General features: G+C 64.2%; 22 protein-coding genes and 1 riboswitch. Of the genes, 12 read left to right on the top strand and 10 right to left on the bottom strand.

Translation table 11 applies throughout. The features are described from left to right. The first annotated feature begins 63 nt into the window (after positions 1–63). The gene (locus tag WG899_RS05575) at positions 64–1572 is read left to right on the top strand and encodes a YifB family Mg chelatase-like AAA ATPase (RefSeq protein ID WP_339594633.1); all 1509 of its coding nucleotides are present in this window, start codon (positions 64–66) and stop codon (positions 1570–1572) included. A gap of 33 nt (positions 1573–1605) precedes the next feature. Here WG899_RS05575 and WG899_RS05570 read toward each other — a convergent pair whose 3' ends face one another. The 3 genes from WG899_RS05570 to metH form a co-directional block, all read right to left on the bottom strand. Then, on the bottom strand, positions 1606–2118 hold the full coding sequence (locus tag WG899_RS05570) for a YybH family protein (protein WP_339594632.1): 513 nt from the start codon (positions 2116–2118) through the stop codon (positions 1606–1608). A gap of 110 nt (positions 2119–2228) precedes the next feature. Beyond that, positions 2229–2978, bottom strand: a complete 750-nt coding sequence (locus tag WG899_RS05565; protein WP_339594631.1) for a glycine zipper 2TM domain-containing protein — start codon at positions 2976–2978, stop codon at positions 2229–2231. Between the two features lie 137 nt (positions 2979–3115). Further along, positions 3116–5863 (bottom strand): methionine synthase, encoded by a 2748-nt coding sequence (gene metH / locus WG899_RS05560; protein ID WP_339594630.1) that lies wholly within the window; start codon positions 5861–5863, stop codon positions 3116–3118. Positions 5864–5916: 53 nt separating this feature from the next. Further along, a riboswitch (S-adenosyl-L-homocysteine riboswitch) is annotated at positions 5917–6035 on the bottom strand. Between the two features lie 86 nt (positions 6036–6121). On the opposite strand from metH, the gene WG899_RS05555 reads away from it, so the two are divergent. Continuing rightward, positions 6122–7315 carry an HD-GYP domain-containing protein gene (locus tag WG899_RS05555; RefSeq protein ID WP_339594629.1) on the top strand — a complete coding sequence of 398 codons (1194 nt, stop codon included), beginning with the start codon at positions 6122–6124 and terminating at the stop codon, positions 7313–7315. Positions 7316–7351: 36 nt separating this feature from the next. Here the strand turns inward: WG899_RS05555 and WG899_RS05550 are convergent, their stop codons facing one another. The 4 genes from WG899_RS05550 to WG899_RS05535 form a co-directional block, all read right to left on the bottom strand. Then, a complete protein-coding gene (locus WG899_RS05550; RefSeq protein ID WP_339594628.1) occupies positions 7352–8407 on the bottom strand; it encodes a homocysteine S-methyltransferase family protein in 1056 nt (351 codons plus the stop codon). A 117-nt stretch (positions 8408–8524) separates the two neighbouring features. Continuing rightward, a complete protein-coding gene (locus tag WG899_RS05545; protein WP_339594627.1) occupies positions 8525–9343 on the bottom strand; it encodes a ProQ/FINO family protein in 819 nt (272 codons plus the stop codon). Between the two features lie 98 nt (positions 9344–9441). Next, on the bottom strand, positions 9442–10116 hold the full coding sequence (locus tag WG899_RS05540; protein ID WP_444718814.1) for a DUF4197 domain-containing protein: 675 nt from the start codon (positions 10114–10116) through the stop codon (positions 9442–9444). A 45-nt stretch (positions 10117–10161) separates the two neighbouring features. Next, entirely contained in the window at positions 10162–11166 is a 1005-nt protein-coding gene (locus tag WG899_RS05535) for a fumarylacetoacetate hydrolase family protein (RefSeq protein WP_339594626.1), read from the bottom strand. Positions 11167–11208: 42 nt separating this feature from the next. Between WG899_RS05535 and WG899_RS05530 the strand changes: the two genes are divergently transcribed. The 3 genes from WG899_RS05530 to WG899_RS05520 all read left to right on the top strand — a co-directional run bounded on the left by WG899_RS05530 (position 11209) and on the right by WG899_RS05520 (position 15077). Then, positions 11209–12213, top strand: coding sequence for a DUF3108 domain-containing protein (locus tag WG899_RS05530; protein ID WP_339594625.1), 1005 nt, complete (start codon positions 11209–11211; stop codon positions 12211–12213). A 169-nt stretch (positions 12214–12382) separates the two neighbouring features. Next, a complete protein-coding gene (locus WG899_RS05525) occupies positions 12383–12676 on the top strand; it encodes a BTH_I0359 family protein (protein ID WP_339594624.1) in 294 nt (97 codons plus the stop codon). 100 nt (positions 12677–12776) lie between these two features. Continuing rightward, on the top strand, positions 12777–15077 hold the full coding sequence (locus WG899_RS05520) for an ATP-binding protein (protein WP_339594623.1): 2301 nt from the start codon (positions 12777–12779) through the stop codon (positions 15075–15077). Here the strand turns inward: WG899_RS05520 and WG899_RS05515 are convergent. Continuing rightward, entirely contained in the window at positions 15067–15483 is a 417-nt protein-coding gene (locus WG899_RS05515; protein WP_339594622.1) for a VOC family protein, read from the bottom strand. The two genes, WG899_RS05520 and WG899_RS05515, sit on opposite strands and share 11 nt — an antisense overlap. A 32-nt stretch (positions 15484–15515) precedes the next feature. Between WG899_RS05515 and WG899_RS05510 the strand changes: the two genes are divergently transcribed. The 7 genes from WG899_RS05510 to glcF all read left to right on the top strand — a co-directional run bounded on the left by WG899_RS05510 (position 15516) and on the right by glcF (position 22554). Next, a complete protein-coding gene (locus tag WG899_RS05510) occupies positions 15516–16007 on the top strand; it encodes a retropepsin-like aspartic protease family protein (protein ID WP_339594621.1) in 492 nt (163 codons plus the stop codon). Then, positions 16004–16942, top strand: coding sequence for a TraB/GumN family protein (locus tag WG899_RS05505; protein WP_339594620.1), 939 nt, complete (start codon positions 16004–16006; stop codon positions 16940–16942). The genes WG899_RS05510 and WG899_RS05505 overlap by 4 nt, the downstream gene beginning before the upstream one ends. Positions 16943–17096: 154 nt before the next feature. Then, a complete protein-coding gene (locus tag WG899_RS05500; RefSeq protein ID WP_339594619.1) occupies positions 17097–17909 on the top strand; it encodes a PhaM family polyhydroxyalkanoate granule multifunctional regulatory protein in 813 nt (270 codons plus the stop codon). 125 nt (positions 17910–18034) lie between these two features. Then, positions 18035–19549 carry an FAD-linked oxidase C-terminal domain-containing protein gene (locus WG899_RS05495; protein ID WP_339594618.1) on the top strand — a complete coding sequence of 505 codons (1515 nt, stop codon included), beginning with the start codon at positions 18035–18037 and terminating at the stop codon, positions 19547–19549. Beyond that, positions 19546–20631 (top strand): glycolate oxidase subunit GlcE, encoded by a 1086-nt coding sequence (glcE, locus tag WG899_RS05490; protein WP_339594715.1) that lies wholly within the window; start codon positions 19546–19548, stop codon positions 20629–20631. Before WG899_RS05495 ends, glcE begins: the two co-directional genes overlap by 4 nt. Beyond that, the gene (locus WG899_RS05485) at positions 20618–21310 is read left to right on the top strand and encodes a class I SAM-dependent methyltransferase (protein ID WP_339594617.1); all 693 of its coding nucleotides are present in this window, start codon (positions 20618–20620) and stop codon (positions 21308–21310) included. The genes glcE and WG899_RS05485 overlap by 14 nt, the downstream gene beginning before the upstream one ends. Beyond that, complete coding sequence (glcF, locus tag WG899_RS05480) at positions 21310–22554, top strand: glycolate oxidase subunit GlcF (RefSeq protein WP_339594616.1); 1245 nt, start codon at positions 21310–21312, stop codon at positions 22552–22554. Before WG899_RS05485 ends, glcF begins: the two co-directional genes overlap by 1 nt. A 297-nt stretch (positions 22555–22851) precedes the next feature. On the opposite strand, the gene WG899_RS05475 is transcribed toward glcF, so the two are convergent. Both WG899_RS05475 and pssA read right to left on the bottom strand, forming a co-directional pair. Further along, positions 22852–23952: a hypothetical protein gene (locus WG899_RS05475; RefSeq protein WP_339594615.1), complete on the bottom strand. Its 1101-nt coding sequence runs from the start codon at positions 23950–23952 to the stop codon at positions 22852–22854. Between the two features lie 78 nt (positions 23953–24030). Then, entirely contained in the window at positions 24031–24648 is a 618-nt protein-coding gene (gene pssA, locus WG899_RS05470) for a CDP-diacylglycerol--serine O-phosphatidyltransferase (protein WP_339594614.1), read from the bottom strand. Positions 24649–24705 lie beyond the last annotated feature (57 nt).

Raw genomic sequence — 24705 nt, 5'->3', positions numbered from 1 at the left:
CAATCAGGGCACAGTGCGGCCCGCGACGGTGCGGCCGCGTGGAGCCAAGAAGCGGCGCACAAGATGTCTCTGGCAATCGTTCACAGCCGAGCCCTGGACGGATTGGCCGCAGCGCCGGTCAGCGTTGAGGTGCACCTGGCCAACGGACTCCCCTCTTTCACGCTGGTGGGCTTGGCCGACACCGAGGTCAAAGAGTCGCGCGAACGCGTGCGCGCCGCGCTGCAAAACAGCGGCCTGAGCTTTCCGCACAATAAAAGAATCACGGTGAATCTGGCCCCGGCCGAGTTGCCCAAGGAAGGTGGGCGTTTTGACCTGCCGATTGCGCTGGGCCTGCTGGCCGCCAGCGAGCAGATCGATGCCAGCCGGCTCGACGGCTTCGAGTGCGCCGGCGAGTTGTCACTCGGCGGCGAGTTGCGCCCCATCCGCGGGGCCTTGGCCATGAGTTTGGCGCTGCGGCGCGAGCAGTCGCGGCGCGCGCTGATCCTGCCCGAGGCCAGTGCGGCCGAGGCCGCCTTGGTGGACGGCGTACAAGTTTGGCGCGCACCCCACCTGCTCGACTTGGTGGCCGCCCTGACACCTGGCAGCGAGCAAACCTTGCAAGCGGCCCGGCCCCTGCCCCGCGGCGAGCCGCCCAGCCCCGCCGACCTGCGCGATGTGAAAGGCCAGGCCGGTGCCAAACGGGTGTTGGAAATCGCGGCAGCCGGCGCTCACAGTCTCTTGCTCGTGGGCCCCCCCGGCACCGGCAAGTCCATGCTGGCGCAAAGGCTGAGTGGCTTGCTGCCGCCGCTGAACGAAGAGGAGGCCCTGGAGTCGGCCGCGCTGTTGAGTTTGGCCGGGCAATTCGAGCCGGCTCGCTGGGGCCAACGTGTCACGCGCAGCCCGCACCACAGCGCCTCCAGCGTGGCGCTGGTGGGCGGCGGCTCACCGCCCCGACCGGGCGAAATTTCACTCGCGCTGCATGGCGTTTTGTTTCTCGACGAGTTGCCAGAGTTCAATCGCAGCGCGCTGGAGGCTTTGCGCGAGCCGATGGAAACCGGCCGCATCCTGATTTCGCGGGCCGCCCGTCAGGCCGAGTTCCCCGCCAGCTTCCAGTTGGTGGCAGCCATGAATCCCTGCCCCTGCGGGCATCTGGGCAATCCCTTGCGATCCTGCCAATGTGCACCCGGCCAAATCGCCCGCTACCAGAGCCGGCTCAGCGGCCCTTTCTTGGACCGGCTCGACCTGCTGATTGAAGTGCCGATGATTGCGCCGAAAGAACTGGCGGCCTTGCCAGACGGCGAAAGCAGCGCCGAGGTAGCCGCCCGTGTGGCCGCCGCACGCGAACGCGCTTTGCTACGCCAAGCCTGCAGCAATGCGCGCCTGAGCGCGCGACAGCTCGAACAACATGCCCAGGCGGAACCGGCCGCGCTGGAGTTTTTACAAAAAGCCGCCGGGCAGTTGGGCCTATCGGCACGCGGCTATCACCGCCTCTTGCGCGTGGCGCGCAGCATTGCTGATTTGGACGCGACGCGCGGCATCAAGCTGGGCCATATGGCCGAAGCGATACAGCTGCGCCGCGGCCTGCAGCACTGAGCCACGCGGGCTGCGCCAAACCCGGCGCAGGCGCTACCGGGGACGGCCTGGCTCGGACAAATGCACGTGCAAAAGCTGCCAAGCCCCCGATGCTGAGCTCACACCGACCTGGCTCGGCGCCTTACGCCAAAGCATGGTCAAGGCCTGTCGGCTGTCGAACCTTTGGCCGCTGGGGAGGGTGATGCTGCCAACGCGGTAACCCGTCACCAGGGCGGTGTCGCCCCCCAGCAGACGCGGCTGCAGATCGCTGACGCGCAGCGCGATCTTCGCGCCCGAGGTCATGACAGCACGGAAATAGTCCATCGTCAGCGTCTGCAGGCCTTCGGCTTCGGTGTTGAACTCACTAAAGCCGCCGGCCGGCACCAAGGCGGCAAAGCCCGCCACATCGCCACTGCCCAAACTGCGGTAGAGCTGCGCCACCGCCTCGGTGAGTGCCGCTTCGTCGGCAGATTCCGCTCGCGCCGGGCCAGCAAAAGCGGCCGAGGCCAAGGCCAACAGGGCGGCGTGCCCCCACTGGCGCGATGATCGGGGCAGAAAATTGAACATCAGCGGGTCAAGCCAAAGCCTAAAGCGACCCATTGTGCGCAGCCCTCAGCGAGCGCTGCACCCTGTGTGACGAGCGCCCCTTGGGCGATGATGAACGCGCCGCTGAACGATCAATATCGCTCAAGCACTCCGTCACGCACGCGCACGACGGTGTCGACGCGGAAATCGGGCTGATGGTCGAAATCAAAGCTGCGGGTGCGGCCGTCTGGGTAGCTGACCCGGACCACCCAAACCTGGCGTGCGTTGTGGCTCTTCTCCACCGCGTTGCCCGCAAAGCCACCGGCCGCCGCGCCGGCCACCGTGGCCAGCGTTTTACCGGTCCCGCCACCAATCTGGTTGCCCAGCAGCCCGCCCAACACCGCCCCACCGACGGCACCCAGGCCGCTGCCCTTGCCCTCGCGTTGCTCGCTGCGGATCTGCACCACGGTCGCGCATTCGGCGCACAGCTTGGGCGGCTCCGGCGCGATCACATGGGCAGGAGGGGCCGCCTCGCTGGGCGCGGCCGGCTCGGCCTTGGCGACATGGCTGCTTTCCGGCTGCTGCGGCGCCGAAGATGGCGCAGGTTTTGGCGCCGGGCGCGGCGCAGGCTTGGCCGGGGCCTTGGCCAGCACCGGCGGTGCAGGCACGCTCGCAGCCTCCTTCAGTGCGGGCACCGAGGCCGGCGCTTCGGCAAGCACGGGCACCGAGGCCGCTGGCGGAGCTGTAGCGACTGCAGCGCTGGCCTCGTTGGCCAGAGCCGAGGCGGCAACAGCCGGCGCGACGGCCACCGGGGCCGGCGCCTGGCTGCGACCAGCTTGAAAGGCCAAGCCGGCGATAGCAATGGCGGCGACGCCACCGATAGCGATATGTGCGGGCTTCATCTGCAAAACTCCTTTGAAAAGCGCAGTCAATAGCTAGGGCCTAACCCTAACATGGCGAGCGCCGCTGAGCCGGGCCAAGCCGGGCTCTTACTTCGGCTTACAAAGTCATCGGAAGAAGCCCGCCGATCACGCCAGCATCACAAGAGTGGCGCCAAAGCGCGCTCGGCCGCTTCCTTGTTCAAGCGCATGCGCTCGGCCCAGTCAGCCACTTGGTCTTCACCAATGCGGCCGACATTGAAGTAAGCCGCTTCAGGGTGAGCGAAGTAAAAGCCTGAGACGCTGGCGGCCGGCGTCATGGCCATGCTGTCGGTCAAGCCCATGCCGATTTCTTCGGGATTCAGAGCCTTGAAGAGATCGCGCTTGACCAAGTGGTCGGGGCAAGCCGGATAGCCAGGGGCGGGGCGAATGCCGCGGTACTTCTCGGCGATCAATTCCTCGCTGCTCAAGGCTTCATCGGCCGCATAACCCCAAAATTCCGTGCGCACCCGCTGATGCAGGCGCTCGGCAAAGGCTTCGGCCAAACGGTCAGCCAGGGCCTTGAACATGATGGCGGAGTAGTCGTCCAGATCGGCCAGGAACTGGGCTTCCTTTTTCTCAACGCCCAGGCCGGCGGTGACGGCGAACAGGCCGATGTAGTCCGGCACCACACCCTTGGGCGCGATGAAATCGGACAGGCAGCGGTTCGGCCGCTTGACGCCATCCACCACAGGTCGCTCCGACTGCATGCGCAGGCCGTGCCAGGTCATCAAGACCTCGCTGCGGCTCTCATCGGTGTAGATCTCGATGTCGTCCTCGTTCACCTGCGCGGCCGGGTAAAGCCCGAAGACGCCACTGGCCGTCAACCAACGGCCGGCAATCAGGCGCTGCAACATGCGTTTGCCATCGCTGAAGACGCGCTGCGCCTCGGTGCCCACCACCTCGTCTTTCAAGATGGCTGGGAAGGGGCCGGCCAGATCCCAGGTCTGGAAGAAGGGGCCCCAGTCGATGCTTTCTGCCAACTCGGCCAAGTCGTAATTGCGGATCACGCGGCGGCCGATGAACTGCGGCACCGGCGGCTGATAACTGGTCCAGTCCAGGGCATGCTTGTTGGCGCGCGCGGCAGCCAGGCTGACCATGGGGGTCTGCTTTTTGTTGGCGTGCAGATGGCGCACCTGCTCGTAATCGCTGCGCAGCTCGGCAATGAACTTGGCCGCGCGCTCGTCCGAGAGCAAGTCGCTGCAAACGCCGACGCTGCGCGAAGCATCCGGCACATAGACCACCGGGCCTTCGTAGTGCGGCGAGATCTTCACGGCCGTGTGCACCCGGCTGCAGGTGGCGCCGCCAATTAGCAGCGGCGTGCCGCGCGAGCGGAAATGCTCGTCGCGCTGCATCTCCGCGGCCACATGTTGCATTTCCTCCAGGCTGGGCGTGATCAGGCCTGAGAGGCCGATGATGTCGGCGCCCTCTTCCTTGGCCTTGGCCAAGATGTCTTGGCAGGGCACCATCACGCCCATATTCACGACCTCGAAGTTATTGCACTGCAGGACCACGGTGACGATGTTCTTGCCGATGTCGTGCACATCGCCCTTGACGGTGGCGATGACGATCTTGCCCTTCGGTTTGGCCTCGCCGCCGGCGTCGATCAAGGCCTGCTTTTCGGCCTCGATATAGGGCAGCAAATGGGCCACGGCCGACTTCATCACGCGGGCCGACTTGACCACCTGCGGCAAGAACATCTTGCCCGCGCCGAACAAATCGCCGACCACATTCATGCCGGCCATCAGCGGGCCTTCAATCACATGCAGTGGCCGGCCGCCCTTGGCTTGAATCGCTTGCCAGGCTTCTTCGGTATCGGCGGTGATGAACTCGGTGATGCCGTGCACCAGCGAATGGCTGAGGCGCTCATTCACATCGCCAGCACGCCAGGCCAGGCGGGTCGTGTCATCAATGGCCATACCCTTGGCGCGCTCGGCCACTTCGATCAGACGCTCGCCAGAGTCGGGCCGGCGGTTCAGCACCACGTCCTCCACGCGTTCACGCAACTCGGCATCGAGGTCGTCGTATACGCCCACCATGCCGGCGTTGACGATGCCCATGTCCATGCCGGCTTGAATCGCGTGGTACAGGAAGACGGTGTGGATGGCCTCGCGCACCGGATCATTGCCACGGAAGCTGAAGGACACATTTGACACGCCGCCCGATACCTTGGCGCCGGGCAGGTTCTGCTTGATCCAGCGCGTCGCTTCGATGAAGTCCACCGCGTAGTTGTTGTGCTCTTCGATGCCGGTGGCGATGGCGAAGATATTCGGGTCGAAGATGATGTCCTCGGCCGGAAATCCCACCTCGTTCACCAGGATCTTGTAGGCGCGTTCACAGATTTCGATCTTGCGGGCAAAAGTGTCGGCCTGACCTTGCTCGTCAAAAGCCATCACCACAGCAGCCGCGCCATAGCGGCGCACCAACTTGGCCTGGCGGCGGAACTCTTCCTCACCCTCTTTCATCGAGATCGAGTTGACGATGCCCTTGCCTTGGATGCACTTCAGGCCGGCTTCGATGACGGCCCATTTGGAGCTGTCGATCATGATGGGCACACGGGCAATCTCGGGCTCGCCGGCAATCAGATTCAGGAAGCGAACCATGGCGGCCTTGCTGTCCAGCATGGCCTCGTCCATATTGATGTCGATGACCTGAGCCCCGTTCTCGACCTGCTGGCGCGCCACGGCCAAGGCATCCTCGAACTGACCATTCAAGATCAAACGCGCAAAGGCCTTGGAGCCCGTCACATTGGTGCGCTCGCCGATATTGACGAACAGCGTGCCGGCGCCGATTTGCACCGGTTCCAGGCCCGACAGTTTCATCGCGTCGGGTTGAATGGCGGTGCTCGGGGCAGTAGTTTCAGCGGACATGGCGGCCTCAGAAGAGTCTTGGGCCGCGAACTCACCGCGGCCACGAAATCATGGATCGGTGAGCGTCGTTGTCAGCAGCCCAGATCAGGGTGAGCTGCCCGTTCAAGCCTGGCGAGCCCTCGCCGATCTCACGATCAATGCGGGTGGGCAGGTCGCAACGCTCCTTGAACCGTGCGTGATTTTACGCGCAGTGTGGGCAGCGAGCTCAATCGCCGCGAGGTTCAGCCGACAATCCAAGCAAAACATGAGCGAGACATCTTGGATCTGATACAGCTTCCCCCCCATAGTTTGCGGCCCGGTCAGCTGCTGACTTTCTCCCTGCGCGACGCGAGTGGGAAGCTGCTGGTGGCCAGCGGCCAGACGCTGCCGAACACGCCGCAAATGCAGGCCCTGCTGGCGCGCCCGATCTGGGTGCTGGCGCATGAGACCAAGGAATACCAGCGCGCCTTGGCCCACAAAATGGACACGATGATGCTGCAGGGCGCCAACCTGGGCGACATCGTCAATGTGCAAGCCGATTACAAGCCCGACCGCGCACAGCGCGTCGACTTGGGCGAGCAAGCCGCCTGGGCCGATTTGCAGATGCATGCGCACAGCCTGCTGCGCGACCCGCACACCGAGGACTTCCGCGGCCGTTTTCAGCAGCTGCACACCGATGCCATCGCCCGGCTCTCGCACCGGCCCGATGCGATCCTGATGTTCCTGATCTTTGATGCCAGCCAGGGTTTTGAGCGCTACAGCGCCCGCCACGCCTTGCTCTGCCTGGCCTTGGCCGAGCAATGCGCACTCAAGCTGGGCTGGCCGGACGACTGGCGGCTGGCCCTGACCCAGGCGGCCTTGAGCATGAACATCAGCATCAGCGCCCAGCAAGACCGCATGGCGGCGCAGGCCGACGAACCGAGCCACAGCCAACAACAAAGCCTGGTCTCACACGGGGACCGCTCGGCGAGCCTGCTGGCCGAACTCGGCGCCAAGTCGGAACTCTGGCTGAAGACCGTTTGCCTGCACCACGATGCCGGACCGGGCCCCTTGGCCGAGCGCGCGCCAGCCGAGCAGCTGGCCCGGCTGCTGCGTCGTATCGACATCTTTGCCTCACGCGTCAGCCCACGGGCATCACGCAAGGCCCAACCGGGCGCCATGGCAGCCCGCGCCGTGTTTCTAGATGAACTGAAACAGCCCGACGAAGCCGGCGCAGCCATCGTCAAAACTATTGGCCTCTACCCATTGGGCAGCTTGGTGAAACTGGCCAATGGTGAGGTCGGTATCGTCTACAAGCGCGGCCACAGCGCTACCGAACCGATGGTGGCCAGCCTACTGGGCAAGAGCGGCAACCCGCTGAGCGAACCGGTATCCCGCGACACTCGCTTGGCAACACAAGCGGTCGCCGCCAGCATGGCCCCGCATGAACTGAAACTGCGCGTCTCGATGGAGAAGCTGCTGAAGCTCAGCTGAGCCGCCACAGCGGCTCAGGCTGCTCTCAAAGCCCGATCAGGCCTCGACCAAGCCGCTCAGGAACTTCTCGCCGCTGGCGCGCGGCCGGTAGGCCGACACGCCCTTGGCGATCGCCGCGATGTGCTCCGGCGTGGTGCCGCAGCAGCCGCCGGCGATGTTCAGGAAGCCGCTGCGCGCAAACTCCTCCATCAGGCGGCCGGTCACGTCCGGGGTTTCATCAAAGCCGGTGTCGCTCATCGGATTGGGCAAACCCGCATTCGGGTAGCAGCTGATGGCAGTGCTGCCGGCGGCCTTGGCCAACTCTTCGATATAAGGCCGCATCAGCGTCGCGCCAAGCGCGCAATTCAGGCCGATCGCCAGTGGTTTGGCATGGCGCACCGAGTGCCAGAAGGCGGTCACCGTCTGGCCCGACAAGATACGACCGGATGCGTCGGTGACGGTGCCCGACACGATCACCGGCAGGCGCTCACCGGTGTCTTCCATCAATTCGTCCAAGGCAAAGATGGCCGCCTTGGCGTTCAAGGTGTCGAAAATGGTTTCGACCAGGAACAGGTCCACGCCACCGTCCAGCAAACCCTTGGCCTGCTCGTAGTAGGCGGCGCGCAGCGTGTCGAAGTCGACATTGCGGGCACCGGGGTCGTTGACGTCGGGACTGATGCTGGCCGTGCGCGGTGTGGGGCCGAGCGCGCCGGCGGCGAAGCGCGGCTTGTCCACCGTGCTGTACTTTTCGCATGCCGCACGGGCAATGCGGGCCGCGGCCACATTCATCTCGTAAGCCAAGGCTTCCAGGCCGTAATCCTCCTGCGCCACCGAGGTGGTGCCAAAGGTATTGGTCTCGATGATGTCCGCGCCGGCGGCCAGATATTTTTCGTGGATCTCGCTGATCACATCGGGCCGGGTCAGCACCAACAGGTCGTTATTGCCCTTCAGGTCCTTGGGATGATCGGCAAAACGCTCGCCCCGGAAGTCCGCCTCGCCCAACTTGTAGCGCTGGATCATCGTGCCCATGGCGCCGTCCAAAATCGCGATGCGCTGCTGCAGGATGGCGGGCAAGGCCGCGCCGCGGGTGAAGAGGGTGGAATTAGCGTTCATGGCGCCATTGTAGAAAGGCGTGGCGATCCGGGCTGCCACAAGGCCAAATCAGCCTGCCCAAATGAAAAGCGCCCACCGGCGGTGGGCGCTAGCAAGCAGGCAACGGGTGAAGACGCGTCAGCGCTGCGGGCCGGGTTTGCGGCCACCCTGCGGCCCTGGTCGGCGGCCGCGGCGCTCGTCTGGTCGGCCGCGCTCACCACGCGGCGCTTGGCCGGGGCGAGGCTCACGCGGGGCCTGAAACTGCGGGCGCTGAGCGGCGCGCTCGGCGGCCTCTTGGCGTGCGAGATCCAACAAACCCGGCAGCTCTTCGGGCGTCACGCCCTTCAGTGCGCAGAAGTTGGGCAGCGTCAAGGTGGTGCGTTCGAAGTCATGCAGCAGTCCGGCGCGGTTACGCGCCTGGGTCTGCTCCAGCGCCTGACGCTGCTGCTCCACCTGGAGGCGCTCTTGCTGCAGGCCGCGGCGGCGGGTCAACTCTTCCACGGCCGCTGCGCGGTGCTCATCGCTCAAGTCACCGGCGGGTTGTCCATCGAGGTCAAAGCGGTGCTTGGCCTTGCTGAGAGCCAGCAGATAGCCGGTACCACCGGTGTGACGGCGTAAAAAGGCCGACAGCTGAGCCTTGGTGAACACACCCGGGGCGCGCTCCTGGATATCGGCCTGAACGCGCAGCTTCAAGGGCTTGATGCCGCCACCGACGAACAGCGCCGGGAACAGTTCCTTCAGCTTGGCTGCGCAGGCAGCCGGCGACATGTCTTTCGCCGCGGCGGTCTCGGCTGCGGGCACATTCACCTCGGGCACGACCGCATCGACGGCAGGGGCTTCTTCGGCAGCAGCGGCGAGATTGTCGACGGCATCGACAGCGGCGACCGCCTCGACCGTTTCGAGTTCAGCCGGCGTTTGCGGCGCCGAAGTCGGCACCGTGTTGGGAGTTTCGTTCATGGGCAAGCGCCTCGGCGCAACTTCAAAGACAAAGAAAATTCAGAGCGCTATTGTCCACTGCCGCGAAGACAGCGCCTCGGGCCGCATATTGACGGGCTTCAAGCGCCTCCGCCGAAGACCTTTTTCAGGATCGCGCTGCCGCTGCCCAATGGGTCTTTGCGGATCTTGCGCTCCTCTTCGGCGATCATCAGATACAAGCCATCCAGGGTCTTGCCGGTCACGTACTGCTGGATGCTGGCATCCTCGCTTTTCACCAAGCCCAGCCCCACCGCCTTGCCGGCCACCGCGTTGTACTTGTCGGCCAAGGCCACTTTTTGCGTGGCCTGTGTGACCAGCGGCAGCAACTGCTGGCTCAAGGGTGCGCGGGTCTTGCCCACAAAGAACTGGGTGACGGAGTCATCCCCGCCCTTCAGGATTTGCAGACCATCTTCCACGCTCATGCCCTTGATCGCCGCGACCAACAAGGGCTTGGCCGCCGGCACCGCCGCCTCAGCGGCGCGGTTCATGGCCAGCAGTAGCTCGTCGACGCGCTTGCCCTGGCCGGTCATCTGCAAGAGCTTGGCGCCGTCTTTCAAATAACCGGGCAACTCGATGCGAACGGCCGGGTTATTCATGAAACCATCTTGCCGACCGAGGCCGGCAATCGCGGCATTGGCGCCACGCTCCAGAGCGGCGCGTATACCGGTCGCGGCATCGCTCTCACTCACAGCCGCACGCGCGGACCGGCCCAGCGCCAACAGGCCTGCGGCCAGCAGCATCGATCTACGCAACATCATCTTGAACTCCCTGCCTCTTGCTGGCGCGCTGTGGTCCCGACTTCAGGCGGTCGGGCTGGCTTCATTCTCATACAAGCCGACCACATCCTGGTCAATCGCCCCAAACAGGCTCAAGCCATCGGCGCCCTTCATCTCGATGCGCAGGCTGTCGCCGAAGGCCATATAGGCCGTTTTGGCTTGGCCGCTCTCAATCACTTCGAGTGCGCGCTTGTCGGCGATACAGCTATAGCCCCGGCCCGCGTCTTTATTGGACACCGGGCCCGAGCCGACCAGGCTGCCGGCACGCAGCGCGCGCGTCCTGGCGGCCTGGGCAATCAGCTGACCGAAATGAAAACTCATCTCCGGCCCAGCCTCGCATTGGCCGACCTTGCGGCCATTCCACATCGTCTGCAAGGCCAAATCAACCCGGCCGCCGCGCCAGGCCGACCCCAGCTCATCGGGCGTCACGGCCACCGGGCCGAAGGCCGTGGCCGGGCGGCTGTGGAAGCCGGCGCCCGGACCGCCCACGCCTTGGGGCCCCAGATGCCGCAGGCTCCACCCATTGGCCAGCAACAACAAACGCACGCCCTCAAGCGCCTGCTCGGGGTTGGCGCCTTGCGCCACATCACCGGTCATCACCGCGAGCTGGGCCTCGAAATCGATGCCCATGGCCTCGGATGCAAAACGAGCTGCATCACAAGCGCCCAGCAGTTCATCGCTGCAACCCTGGCGCATCAAGGGTTCGACGAGCAAGCTGGGCTGTTCGCCCGCCAGCGCCCTTTGCTGCAGCTCCACATGATTCAGATAGGCCGAGCCCTCCACCCATTGGTAAGCGCGAGGCAGCGGGGCCATGCATTGCTTGGGGTCAAAATTGAAGGCATGGCGCAAGCGCCCATGGTTGAGCCCAACATAGAGCTCCTCCAGTTGCGGCGCCAGAAAGCCCCAATCGTCCAGCACCTGCTGGAGCCGGCCCGCGATGCCGCTGGCGTAATGGGCCTGGCTCAGATCGCGCGACACGACCACCAATTGGCCGTCGCGGGATCCATCTTTCAAGGTAGCAAGTTTCATCGGAGGGTGAGAAATGCAGCAAAGCGATGGCAGCATTGTCCAATGCGCAGCATGCCCCCGAATATTTCCAGCCCGATTCAACGCCGCCAGCGGAAAGCCGCCTTGGCGGCCGCGCTGCTCAGCGTCATCGCGCATGCTTGGCTGCTGAGCCCGATCAAGCCCACGCAGGCCGTGCACAGCGCGGCCGCACCGACGCTGCGCCAAGGCCTGCAGACACGCACACTGGCGGCGCCAAACGTCACTAAGCCGCCCGCCTCAGAGCACATGGCCGCACCAGTCGGAGCCCGCCAGCCGCCGACACCGCCCGCGCCAGCCCAAACGTCCAGTATGGACACGCCCTCGCCCACCGGCAGCGACACCCATAGCCCAGCCGCGCCGGAAACACTCAGCGCGGCCAAGGCACCCAAGGTTTCGCCCGCGGTGGAATGGCGCTTTCTGCTGCTGCAAGACGGGCGCCAGGGCTTGGCCCGCTTGACCTGGCTGCCCAATCAGGATGCGAGTTATCAGCTTCGCCTCGATCGCCAACTCGACGGACGCCCCCTGCCCGGCTGGCGCAGCGAAGGCAAGGTCGGCCCGCAAGGCCTATTGCCCGAGCGCTTTGCGCAGCAGCGGCGCGGCCGCGACGCGCAGGCAACCAACTTTCGTCGGCCGGAAGGGCTGATCAGCTTTTCGGCCAACGCCGACGTCTTTGACTTGCCGGAAGGGGTACAAGACCGCCTCAGCTGGTGGTTCCAACTGGCCGCCACCCTGGACGCTGCCCCCGAACTTCAAACCCAGGGCGCCCGCCTGCACATGACGGTGATCGGCCTGCGTGGCGAAGCGCGCGACTGGGCATTTGAAGTCGTGGGGCCCGAGTTGCTGGACATGCCGGATCGTGCGGCGTTGCCGACTTTGCACCTGCACCGGCCGCAAATCTTCGCCCATAGCGGAGAAATCGACATCTGGCTGGACCCGATACGCCGCCACCTGCCAGTTCGGCTGGTTTACAAGCTGCCCGACGAGCGCAGCTGGGAGTTGCTGCTGCTGGATGACGGTCTGCCCCCCTGAACAAGGGTGTCAACACGTTATCTTTTGACGCTTTGAGCATGAAATTGCGCTCTCAGTCCCCCGAGAAGCCCAGAGTTCTGCCACTATTTATCCACGGCCAAGCGTTCAAGATGCCGATAACTCTTGAAACAAGCGCTGCTGGCCGCAGTTGACGCTGAAAGGAGCCATCATGCACATGCTTTACAACTCCCCCAGTTTCAGTGTCGTCAAGTTCGACGTCCAAGTGACAGAGCCCGTGCCTGGAGAATTCCTGCAGGCCAACCCGGAATTGCAACTGCACCGCGGCGGCTACGAGATCGTCGACAAGTTCAGCCGCAAAGAAATCTTCATCGAAGGCGCGCTGGCTCAGCAGTTTCAAGACGGCGTCGAGGCCTTGATTGAGCAGGATCCGAGCGAGGAAGACCTGGACGATTTCATTGAAGCCTATGCCAGCATGGGACATCAACCGGTCGTAATGCACTAAAAATCCCCCAATAAGGCTCTTGTCCTCGGCGCGCGGCTGGGACAAGATCGGGCAGCGTCACGCAGTCTGTGGCGTATGAGACTGCGAGGAGCTGCCCACTATGGTCAAGCGTTTGGCTGACGCGCGAGTCCTGCCCTCACCGGGCCTCAAGGAGGCGCCGGTGCTGGATCGGATGTGCACCCAGTTCGTGCTCACGCTGACGGTCAAGCATGCCGGCCGCTTCAATCTGCGCCGTGACTTCAACGGTCTGCTGTCATTCACCGGCCGCCACCTGGTTTGGCCGCTGCGCGTGTTGACCCGCTTGCGCGAGTACTTGAACCAACGCTGCCAGGGCAATGAGTTGTGGGCCGGCCAGGCAGACTTGAGCGATGACGCTTTTCTGCAGCGTTACGGCGTTTGGAGCGGGCCCTACTCGGAGGCCACGCTGTTTTTCTACCTGGACGAATACGTCAAGGACGCGCCCAAGGACATGATGTCGCTGCTGGCCACCACCAGTGAATGGCTAGACCGGCAACTGAAGCGCGAATCCACCCTGGTCGAAACCAATATTGCCGCGCTGGGCACGCTTTTGCAGCTGAATCCGGCGGAACGCGCGCTGCTGCTCTACGGCACGCTGGCCCGCTACCAGCGCGAATTACGTGGCGCTCTGGTCGAGTTCAAGGTCAACACCGCCCAGGAAGCCTTTGCCGCCATCGCCGCCGTCGCCGGGGTCAACCCGCAGGAGGTCGCCGAAGCCTTGCGCGCAGGCTCCCGGCTGGAACGCATCGGCATGGTCGAGAACCTGATCTCCGAACACAACATCACCGACCTGGCGGACCTGATGAAGGTCAGCGACCAGCTGCCGCCGGTGCTGATGCGCGAGTACAAGGGCCCGCATGACCTGATGGCGGTGTTCACCCGCCCGGCCTCCAAGAGTCCGCTGGCAGCAGATGACTTCCAGTTTGTGAACGAAGACCTGGCCGTGCTGCAAACGCTGCTGAGCCAGGCGGTTCGCCGTCACGAGGCCGGCGTCAATATCTTGCTCTATGGCCCCCCGGGCACCGGCAAAACCGAGTTGGCCAAGGTGGCGGCGGCCGCCGCCGGCCTCGACCTGTATGAGGTCGAATATGCCGACCGCGAGGGCAATTCGCTGTCCGGCCGCGACCGCTACCGCTCACTGCAAATCAGCCAGGTTTTCCTGAAGGCGAGCGAAAACGTGGCCCTGCTGTTCGACGAGGTCGAAGATGTGTTCCCGCCGCTGTCCAGCGACACGGCGCAGCTGATTGCCCGCATGGACTCGGCACTTGAGGCGCCCACCTCGGGGTCGGTCAGCGGCAAGGCTTGGGTCAACCAAATACTGGAAACCAACCCGGTGCCGGTGATCTGGATCACCAACCGCATCGAGCAGATCGACCCGGCTTTCCGGCGCCGCTTTCAGTACCACCTGGAGCTGAAATCACCGCCACCCGGCGCACGCCTGGGCCTCGTCACCAAGGCGCTGGCCGATGTGAACGTCAGCGCCGAGTTCACCGCTCGGCTGGCCGAACGGCGCGGACTGACCCCGGCGCAGATCCGCACGGCGGTGCGCTTTGCGCAACTGGCCGGTGAGGCGCAGGACTGCGAGCGGATGATCGAGCGCCAATTGGAAAATGCCGACAAGGCTCTCGGCCATCAGTCGCGTGAACGCGGGGCTCGCCCGGTGGTGACGCAGTACGCACTCGACCTGCTCAACTGTGAGTCACGATTCGAGATCCCGCGCATCGTCACTGCGCTGCAGCGGCGCGGCTGCGGCAACCTCTGCTTCTACGGCCCGCCCGGCAGCGGCAAGACGGCCTTGGCCGAGCACATTGCCCAGGCCCTAGGCCGCCCGCTGATGATTCGCCTGGCGAGTGACCTGGCGAGCAAATTCGTCGGTGAAACCGAGCAAAACATGGCCCGCATGTTCGAAGCCGCGAGCAACGAGAACGCGGTCTTGCTGCTCGACGAAGCCGACAGCTTTTTGCGCAGCCGCCGCATGGCGGAGCGCAACTACGAGGTCAGCGAGGTCAATGAAATGCTGGCCGGCATGGAACGTTTTGCCGGTATCTTCATCTGCACCACCAATTTGTTTGAAGACCTGGACGAGGCAGCGCTGCGCCGCTTTGCCTTCAAGATCGCCTTCAAGCCGCTGAAGCCCGAGCAACGCGAACGCATGTTTGTACAAGAAGCGCTGGCCGGCCAAGCCCAGCAACTCGACTCGGACCAATGCGCAAGGCTGGCCGCCCTGGATGCCTTGACCCCGGGCGACTTTGCCGCCGTGCGCCAGCAGGTCGAGATCCTCGGCGAGGCCCTGACGGCGGATGAGTTTTTGTCTCAGCTAGAAGCCGAACACAAGCTCAAGCCCGACGTGCGCAGCCGCCGGTCCATCGGCTTCAAACACTGAAGACGGTCTCCAAGGACGCGAAGCCCTTGATCTCGATCGGGTTGCCGAAGGGGTCGCAGAAGAACATGGTCCATTGCTCGCCCGCCTGACCGGCAAAGCGCAGCTGCGGCGGAATCACAAACTCAACACCGGCCTGCTGCAATCGGGCCGCCAGCGCCTGCCAGTCCGGCAAGGCCAGAATCAAACCCAGATGCGGCATCGGCACCATGTGATCGCCAACCCGGCCGGTCAGGCTGGTGGCGAAGGGCTCACCCAGATGCAGCGAAATCTGGTGTCCGAAGAAGTCAAAATCGACCCAGGTCGCGGTGCTGCGGCCCTCCGCACAGCCCAATAATCGACCGTAAAAATCACGTGCCTGGTCCAGATCGCGGACATGAAAAGCCAGATGAAAAATGCTGCGCGCCATAAAGCCTCCAAAGTTCGTGGCATCGTAGCGGCATGAGCCACCACAAAGAATTGCCCAGCAGCCTCAAGCTGCTGACCATCTGGCTGCTGATCTTCCTATTGGTCTTCCTGGCTTTCCAGGCCTGGGAGCGTCAGCGCCAGCAGAGCCGCTTCGCCCTCAACGCCGGCGAAATCGTGCTGAAACGAGCACCCGACGGCCACTTCCACTGGCCTGGCGAGGTCAATGGCCTGGCGGTTGATTTTTTGGTCGACACCGGCGCCACGGCGACGGCCCTGCCGCAGGCCCTGGCCGAACGAGTGGCGCTGCAAGCCGAAGGCAAGGTCAGTTCCAGCACCGCCGCCGGCATCGCCCAGGGTTATCGCGCTCGAGCCAGCATCCGCTTGCAAGGAGGCGTCGCGGCCGAGCAGTTGCCGGTGACGGTCTTGCCTGCCTTGAGTGCGCCGCTGCTGGGCATGGACATCTTGTCCAAGCTGGAGTTCAGCCAGCAAGGCGGTGAGTTGCGCATTGCGGCGGGGCGCCGATGAAGCGCTGCCTTGTTTTGGCCGCAGCGCTGTTCTTGGGCACCGTCACCCGCGCCGAGCCCGCCTGCCCGCCACCGGTCTTGCCCGAGAACGAGCCGACAGCAGCCGCTGCCCCGGTCGATGTGGGCATGCTCTGGCGCCTGACTCGCGGCGGCAGCAGCTCTTTCCTCTACGGCAGCATGCACATCGGCCGCCCCTCCTGGGCCCGCCCCGGTCCGGCGCTGCATAACGCCCTACAAAACGTCGATCTGCTCGCGCTTGAACTAGACGGCAGCGACGCCCAAACCCAGGCCGCCCTGGCACGCAGCAGTCGGCCAAGCAAGACACCACTGCCGGCATCACTACAAGCGCGACTGGACGCCCAAGTCCGGGCGGCCTGCCTGCCGGCACAGGCGCTGGTTGGCATGCACCCCATATTGCAACTCAGCACCCTGACCGTGCTGACGGCCCGTTGGGACGGGCTCGACGTGGCCTACGGCCAGGAAACCATGCTGACCCAAGTGGCGCAATCACGCCATCTGCCCATCGCCGCGCTGGAGCGCGCCGAAGATCAAATGAGCGCGCTGATCCCCAAGGACGGCAAGTCGCTACGCCGCAGCCTGGATGAGGGCTTGACTCAGTTGGAGCAGGGGCGTGTACGCCCGGCCATGCTCCGGCTAGCCCAAGCTTGGGAGCAAGGCGATCTGGCCGAACTACAGCGCTATGAACAATGGTGCGACTGCGTCCACAGCGCCGACGATCGGGCATGGCTGCGCCGCCTGAACGACGACCGCAACCCACATCTGGCCGCCGGCATCGCCGCCCTGCATGGCAGCGGGCGGCGCGTGCTGGCGGCCGTCGGTGCACTGCATATGAGCGGCCCAAAGGCCTTGCCCAAGCTGCTTGCCGAACAGGGCTTCACGGTGGAGCAACTGCTGCCGCCACCCAGCAAGCCTTAAGCGCCAAGGCAAGAATGGCTATCGCGCAACAGATGCCATGGGCCACGCAGCCCACCGGGCATGATTAGCCGTCGGGTTTGCGAGTTCTGACCCGTGCCGGCGTACCATCCAGCCGACGCCATTCGGCACGCGCGACAACCATTCAGGAGATCCCATGGCAGACAACGCTTTCAGCAAATTCGTCCCCGGCTTCGATTTCTTGCAAGGACTGGTGAAGAACGCCGGCGCGGCACTGCCGGGCATCGGCCAATGGGTGGCGCCCACCATCAACCCGGAAGAGCTGGGCAAGCGCATTGAAGAGCTGCGCACGGTGCAGTTCTGGCTGGAACAAAACGGCCGCATGCTGGGGGCCACCATTCAGGCGCTGGAGGTGCAAAGGATGACGCTGTCGACGCTGCAGTCGATGAACGTGCCGCTGGCCCAGTTGAGCGAAGCGCTGAAAATGCCCGGCACCACATCGAGCCCAGCCGAGGCCAACCCAATGGCCGCATGGCCCGGCGTGCCGCCGGAGATCATGGCGGCAGCGGCCAAATCGATGAACATGCCGGCTGCTGCGGCGGCGGTCAGCGCTGCCGCCAAGCCAGCCAGTGCCGCGTCCCCGGCTGCGGCCAAGGCGAAGAAGCCCGCCACGCCGACGGCACCCACTGCGCCGGCGCTGGCCGTCGACCCGATGCAATGGTGGGGCGCGCTGAGCCAGCAGTTCACCCAACTGGCAGCCAACGCGATGAAGGACACCGCCACGGACGCGGCCAAGAACCTGGCCGGCAGCATAGTCAAGCAATCCTTTGACGCGGCCGGCGAGACCCTGCGCAAGGCCGCCAGCGTGCCGGGCGCGGTCGCTGGCACCATGGTGGACACGATGGCCAAAACCCTGACGCCCAAGGCCGGCAGCAGCAAGACCTCCGCAAAAACCGTCAGCAAGGCCGCGCCCCGCAAGACCAGCGTGGCCGCCAAGCGCAAAACCTGAGTTAAGGCAGAAGTCTGAGCCCGATTGGCTGCACAACAGTCACAAGCGTTTGACCTTCGTGCATTCAGCTGGCCGCAAGCCGCGGCAGGCTACAGTCGGCGCAGCCCACGAGATCAAACGCCTTGATGCCCGCAGCCGCCAACTCATCCGTCGCTTCCTCGCCCATCGACCCGGCCCAGCGCAGCCATGCGCAGGCCCGCGTGGTGCAGGCCCTGTCCCAAGCCCTGCCGGCGCATGCGCTGCTCTGGCACGGGGAAGACACCACGCCCTATGAGTGCGATGGCCTGACCGCCTACCGACAGCGCCCGCTGGTGGTGGCCTTGCCCGAGACCGAGGAACAGGTGGCTGCGGTCTTGCGCATCTGCCACCAGCTGCAAGTGCCGGTGGTGGCGCGCGGCGCTGGTACCGGCTTGTCAGGCGGCGCCATGCCGCACGCGCAAGGCGTCACGCTGGCCTTGGCCAAGTTCAAACAAATCCTGCAGATCAACCCGGTGGCGCGTACCGCTCGGGTGCAATGCGGAGTGCGCAATCTGGCCATTTCCGAGGCCGCCGCGCCGCATGGCCTGTATTACGCCCCTGATCCGAGCAGCCAAATCGCCTGCACGATTGGCGGCAATGTGGCCGAAAACTCCGGCGGCGTGCACTGCCTCAAATACGGACTCACCCTGCATAACGTGCTGCGCGTGCGGGGCTTCACCATGGCCGGCGAAGCAGTCGAGTTTGGCTCGGAGGCGCTCGACTCCGCCGGTCTCGATTTGCTGAGCCTGATCGTCGGCAGCGAGGGCATGCTGGCCGTCATCACCGAGGTGACGGTCAAACTGATCCCCAAGCCGGCGCTGGCACGCTGCATCATGGCCAGCTTTGACGACATCCGTCAGGCCGGCGCGGCGGTGGCCAACATCATCGCCGCCGGCATCATTCCGGCCGGTCTGGAGATGATGGACAAGCCGATGACCGCCGCGGTGGAAGACTTTGTCCACGCCGGCTACGACCTCAATGCCGAGGCGATTCTGCTCTGCGAAAGCGATGGCACGCCGGAGGAAGTGGCCGAAGAGGTGGAGCGCATGCAGGCGGTGCTGCTGGCCAGCGGCGCCACCCGCTGCGAGGTGTCGGCCGATGAGGCGCAGCGGCTGCGGTTCTGGAGCGGCCGCAAGAATGCCTTCCCGGCCTCGGGCCGCATCAGCCCCGACTACATGTGCATGGATTCGACCATCCCGCGCAAGCAGCTCGCGGCGCTGCTGCTGGCCATCGCCGAGATGGAAAAGAAGTACCAGTTGCGCTGCGCCAATGTCTTCCATGCCGGCGATGGCAATCTGCACCCGCTGATCCTCTTCGATGCGCGCGACCCCGATCAGTTGCGCCGCTGCGAGGAATTTGGCGCCGAGATCCTGGAGACCAGCGTCGCGCTGGGCGGCACGGTTACCGGCGAGCATGGCGTGGGCGTGGAGAAGCTGAATTCGATGTGCGTACAGTTTTCGCCCGCCGAGTTGGCGCAGATGCACGGCGTCAAGAACGCCTTCGACCCGCTGCAATTGCTGAACCCCGGCAAGGCGGTGCCGACGCTGCACCGCTGCGCCGAATATGGCCGCATGCATGTGCGCGGCGGCCTGCTGGCCCACCCTGATTTGCCGAGGTTCTGACCGTGCAGCTGACGCAGATTCAAGAGCAGATCAAGGACGCGGCGGCACGCGGCGCCAAACTCGACATCCGGGGTCATGGCAGCAAGGCCTTTTACGGCCAGACGCCGATCGGCGAGCCACTCGATCTGAGCGGTTTCAGCGGCATCAGCAGCTATGAGCCGAGCGAGTTGGTGGTGACGGTCAAGGCCGGCACCCCGATTGCCGAATTAGAAGCGGCGCTGGCCGAACAAGGTCAACACCTGGCCTTTGAGCCGCCCCGCTTTGGCGGCCGCGGCACGGTCGGCGGCATGGTCGCCAGCGGGCTGAGCGGGCCGGCGCGCGCCGGCATGGGCGCGCTGCGCGACCATTTGCTGGGCCTGACGATGCTGAACGGCCGAGCCGAGGCCTTGAGCTTCGGCGGCACGGTGATCAAAAACGTGGCCGGCTATGACGTCTCGCGCCTGATGGCCGGCGCCATGGGCATCTTGGGCCCGCTGCTGGAGGTTTCGCTGAAGGTCTTGCCGCTGCCGGTGTCACGGGCCACGCTGCGCTTCGAACTGAGTCAGGCGCATGCGCTGAACCAGCTGAATCGCTGGGGCGGCATGCCGCTGCCGATTCAGGCCAGCGCCTGGTGGGACGGAGCCCTGGTGCTGCGTCTGGCCGGCGCCGAGGCGGCTGTGCGCGCGGCGATTCAAAGTCTGGGCGGGGAGGAAGTGCCCGACGCGATGGCGCAACCGTTCTGGACCGGCCTGCGTGACCACAGCGACGAATTCTTCGTCGGCGCCGAGCGCGCCGTGCAAGGTGGGGCCCAGCTCTGGCGCCTGTCACTGCCGCAGACCGCGCCGGCACTCAGCCTGCATGGTGAGCAATTGGTGGAATGGGGGGGTGCGCAGCGCTGGGTGACCACGCCGTTGCCCGCCGCCCAACTCAGGGAGGCCGCCGCCCAATGCGGGGGGCACGCCACCTTGTTCCGCGGCCAGAACAAAAACGCCGGCGTCTTCACGCCGCTGGCAGCACCATTGATGCAGATCCATCGGCAACTGAAAGCCTCCTTCGACCCACAAGCCCTCTTCAACCCTGGCCGCCTGTATGAGCAACTCTGACCCCATCGCCCAAGCTTCGATCGCCGAACATATGCCGCGCTATTACGCGCAGCGGGCCAGCGAGTACGAACGGGTCTTTGATCGCCCGCATCGCCAGCCCAATATCGCCACCCTGCAGCAATGGTTGGGGGAGCAATTCCGCGGCCGCCATGTGCTGGAGGTGGCCACCGGCACCGGCTTTTGGTTGCCCGCCGCAACGGCCGGCGCCTTGAGCTGGCAATGCACCGACATCAACCCCGAGGTCTTGGCCGAGGCGCGGTCCAAGCCGCTGGACTTTGAACGCGTCAGCTTCCGTCTGGCCGATGCCTACGCGCTCGACCTGGTCGCCGCCGGCGCCCCCTCGCCCTACGACGCGGCCTTTGCCGGCCTGTGGTTCTCGCATGTGCCAGTGTCGCGCCAACAGGCCTGGCTGGATCAATTGCATGGCCAGTTGCAGCCCGGCGCCACCGTGGTGTTGATCGACAACCGCTATGTGGACGGTGACAGCACGCCGATCTTCCGCGTGGACAGCGAGGGCAATGGCTACCAAATGCGCGGATTGTCCGACGGCAGCCAGCATGAGGTGCTGAAAAACTTCCCCACGCTCGAACGGATGCAGGCGCTGCTGGCAGCGCAAGCGACCGAGATCGAGTGGCAGGATCTCGACTATTTCTGGACCCTGAAGTACCGGCTTCGCTGATGCAGACCCAACTTGCCCCCGAGTTCAAAGGCTCCGCCGAAGGCGCGCAGGCCGAGGCCATTCTGAGCCGCTGCGTGCATTGCGGCTTTTGCACCGCCACCTGTCCGACCTACCAATTGCTCGGCGATGAGCTGGATGGGCCGCGTGGCCGCATCTACTTGATCAAGCAGGTGCTGGAGGGCGCCCAACCCACCCGCAGCACGCAGCTGCACCTGGATCGCTGCCTGACCTGCCGCAACTGCGAGAGCACCTGCCCCTCGGGCGTGCAATATGGTCAATTGCTGGACATTGGGCGCGGCATTGTCGAGACCAAGGTCGAGCGCCAGCTAGCCGAACGCAGCGTGCGCTGGCTCTTGAAGGAAGGGCTGACCTCGCCCGCCTTCAAACCGGCCATGAAGCTGGGCCAACTGGTGCGCCCGCTGCTGCCCGCCGCGCTGAAGGACAAGGTGCCCGCTGCAGCCGAGGCTCGCGCGCATGCCTGGCCCACACGCAGCCAGCCGCGCAAGATGGGTCTGCTGCTCGGCTGCGTGCAGCCCAGCATGGCGCCCAATATCAACAGCGCCACCGCTCGGGTGCTGGACGCGGCCGGCATTCAAACCTTGGTGGCGGACAGCGCCGGCTGTTGCGGCGCCATCCGCAGTCATTTGAACGACCATGCCGGCGGCTTGGCCGATATGCGCCGCAATATCGACGCCTGGTGGCCCTTGGTAGAAGGTTTGACCGCCGCCGGCAAGATCGAGGCCCTGGTGATGAATGCGTCCGGCTGCGGCGTGACGGTCAAAGACTACGGCCGACTGTTGGCCGGTGACCCCGCCTATGCGAGCAAGGCAGCCCGTATCAGCGCCATCACTCGCGACCTGAGTGAGCTGCTGCCGGACCTGATCCCCCGTTTGAAGCCACTGCTGCACAACAAAGCCGGCGCGAAGCTGGCCTACCACCCGCCTTGCACCCTGCAACATGGGCAACAGCTGCGCGGTGGCGTCGAGGCCGGCTTGCGGGAGCTAGGCTTTGAGGTCCACCTAGCGACCTGCGACAGCCATATGTGCTGCGGCTCCGCTGGTACCTATTCGGTATTACAGCCAACCCTATCCAAACAACTGCGCGACAAAAAACTCGCCGCGTTGGCACCGCTACATGCCGAGGCGATTGTGTCGGCCAATATCGGCTGCATTCAGCACCTACAAAGTGGCACCACGACGCCTGTGCGGCACTGGATAGAACTGCTGGATCAGGCTTTAATTTGAGGGATTCAGGGCTGAAGGGGTCACCCCAAGGGATTGCCCTAGGCTCGCGGCCAGATGACCGCTTGGCTTGTTCGCATAGCGCGCAAAGCAGGGCAAATACCAACACCGGTTCATGACCAGCTACGCACAATCGCCAGCACAAACAATGGAGGGGAGGGTCGAGGAGACCCTCAAGCCAGCCAGCCCAGGCATATGCCGGGTCAGCCAGCCACACGAAGACCGGATTGCTCGCAAGAGTGATCCGGTCTTTTTTTGAGCCGGAAATTCCTAAGCTCGCGGATTCAAATCAACGCGGCCTCAGTGTTCACCCGGACTCAATCGCTCACGTAATTGTTGAATGAGCGCATCAATAGCGTCGATGCCACGCCGAGAAGCGTCGGAAAGTTCTGCCTGAAGCAAGACCTCTCCCGACGTGCGCAGTGGGGCGGTCAAAAAGGCATAGCGTCGACTCAGGAGCGGATCGTTAGCTAGCTCCAAAAAACAAAGATGGGCATAAAGCGCTGGCAGGTTCTTGGTGTGGTGCGTGCCGATGCTGGTGCCGCCGACATGACTCGCTGCATTTGGCTGTTCAGCGTTTAGGAATTGAATTCGCTGCCCCTCGGCCAAGGCGACTCCGAGTAAGACATGCAGTGTGTCGCGGAAGTTGTGATAGTGCTTCCAGAACGTATTCGGCCCAAGACCAATACTCGCCATGGCCGTCTGTGCCCTCTCAGGAACCCAGCGGTAAAGCCGCGCATCGACACCATATTCATGCATCAGTGCCTTCAGGATTTCGGCATTGAAGTACAAGAAAAATGTCAGGGGGAAGGTGTGTCCGGCGCTTTGACTTTCCTCGGCGAAAAGACTCAGCAAGCAGCAGTCATCAATAGCAGGCTGCAATTGCTCAAAGATACTGCGATCAAAAACATAGCAGTCATGATCAACGATGCCGAAATTGCCACGATGGTTTTCAAGCAGCAGATTGATGACATGCCCATGGGCAATACTGGTCAAGGGCAAGGTTCGAAGTTTGAATACGGGCAGCGTGGGCCAGCGCCTTTGCAGCAGGTCCAATTCCCAGCGGCGAGCGCCGTTGGCGAGCAAGACCACCTGGGCTTGACCTTCCAGCAAAGCCAAGCAAGGCAGCAGGAAGTGCAAGGTGCAAGGCATCACGATGACATAAAAACGAGGCAGGGAACTCGCTGGGAGGCCATCCTGAAAGTCTGAGAAGCGCTGCCGATTGAAGGCCTGTTGAACCTTTCCCCCGTCAAATCGCTGAGCCCAGGCCCGCCAAGCTCGAAAGCACGCGGCAACCGGAACATGCCACAACACCACGCTAAGCACACTCCAACCACGCTCACGCATGGGCTGCATAGCGACCTGCCAACGTCGCAGAATGGAGCGGAGGCGCCAGTGCATTGCGTCCCTCAGCAAGTCAACTCAAGGCAAACGGCTCTGGCCGCGAGACGATCAAGAGACTGCCCGCTAGAAACCACATCATGGTTTAGGAATTCGAATGCGGCTGATCATCAGCGAGCCGGATACGGCGAACAGAAGCACCAAAGGGTGCAAGTAGAAGCCCGCAAGCTCCAATTTGCCGAACCAAAGTTGTTCGCCCAGTGCACCTTGTGCCGCAGCGGCCCAGAGTGCCAGTACCAACACCAGCGAGGTAGGAATTGGCGTGCCTTCGAAGTACTTGACCTTGTCACCGCCTTCGCTGAGGGCTTCGGCCGTCACATTGAAGCGCGCCAGGCGCGACACCCCGCAGGCGACAAAAAACACCAACACGATGCGGTCATAGAGGCCCTGCATGCCGCAACCATAGGCAATCGCGGCCGGCGCCACACCGAAGGAAATCACGTCGGCCAAGGAATCAAGTTCGCGGCCCATGACGGAAGACTGCTGGCGCCAACGCGCCACGCTGCCATCCAGCACGTCGAACACAAAGGCCAAGGGGATCAGTGCGCAGGCGTAATAGATATGCTTGACATCACCGGTCTGCAAGAAACTCATCACCGCGAACAGGGCCCCCATGCCGGCGAAAGCGTTGGCAAGGGTGAACCAGTCGGCGAGATGGAACTCGCGAATCATGGAGAAAGGTTTGGGACGGGTCATGGCAGCAGCATAAGGCAAGCCCGAGGGTTGGCTTTCGCGGATTCGCGGAGCAGGGGC

This window comes from Paucibacter hankyongi, assembly GCF_037482915.1.
Lineage (GTDB): Bacteria > Pseudomonadota > Gammaproteobacteria > Burkholderiales > Burkholderiaceae_C > Paucibacter_A > Paucibacter_A hankyongi.
The sequence above is the reverse complement of the archived record's forward strand: the minus strand, read 5'-3'. Positions and strand labels throughout refer to the sequence as shown.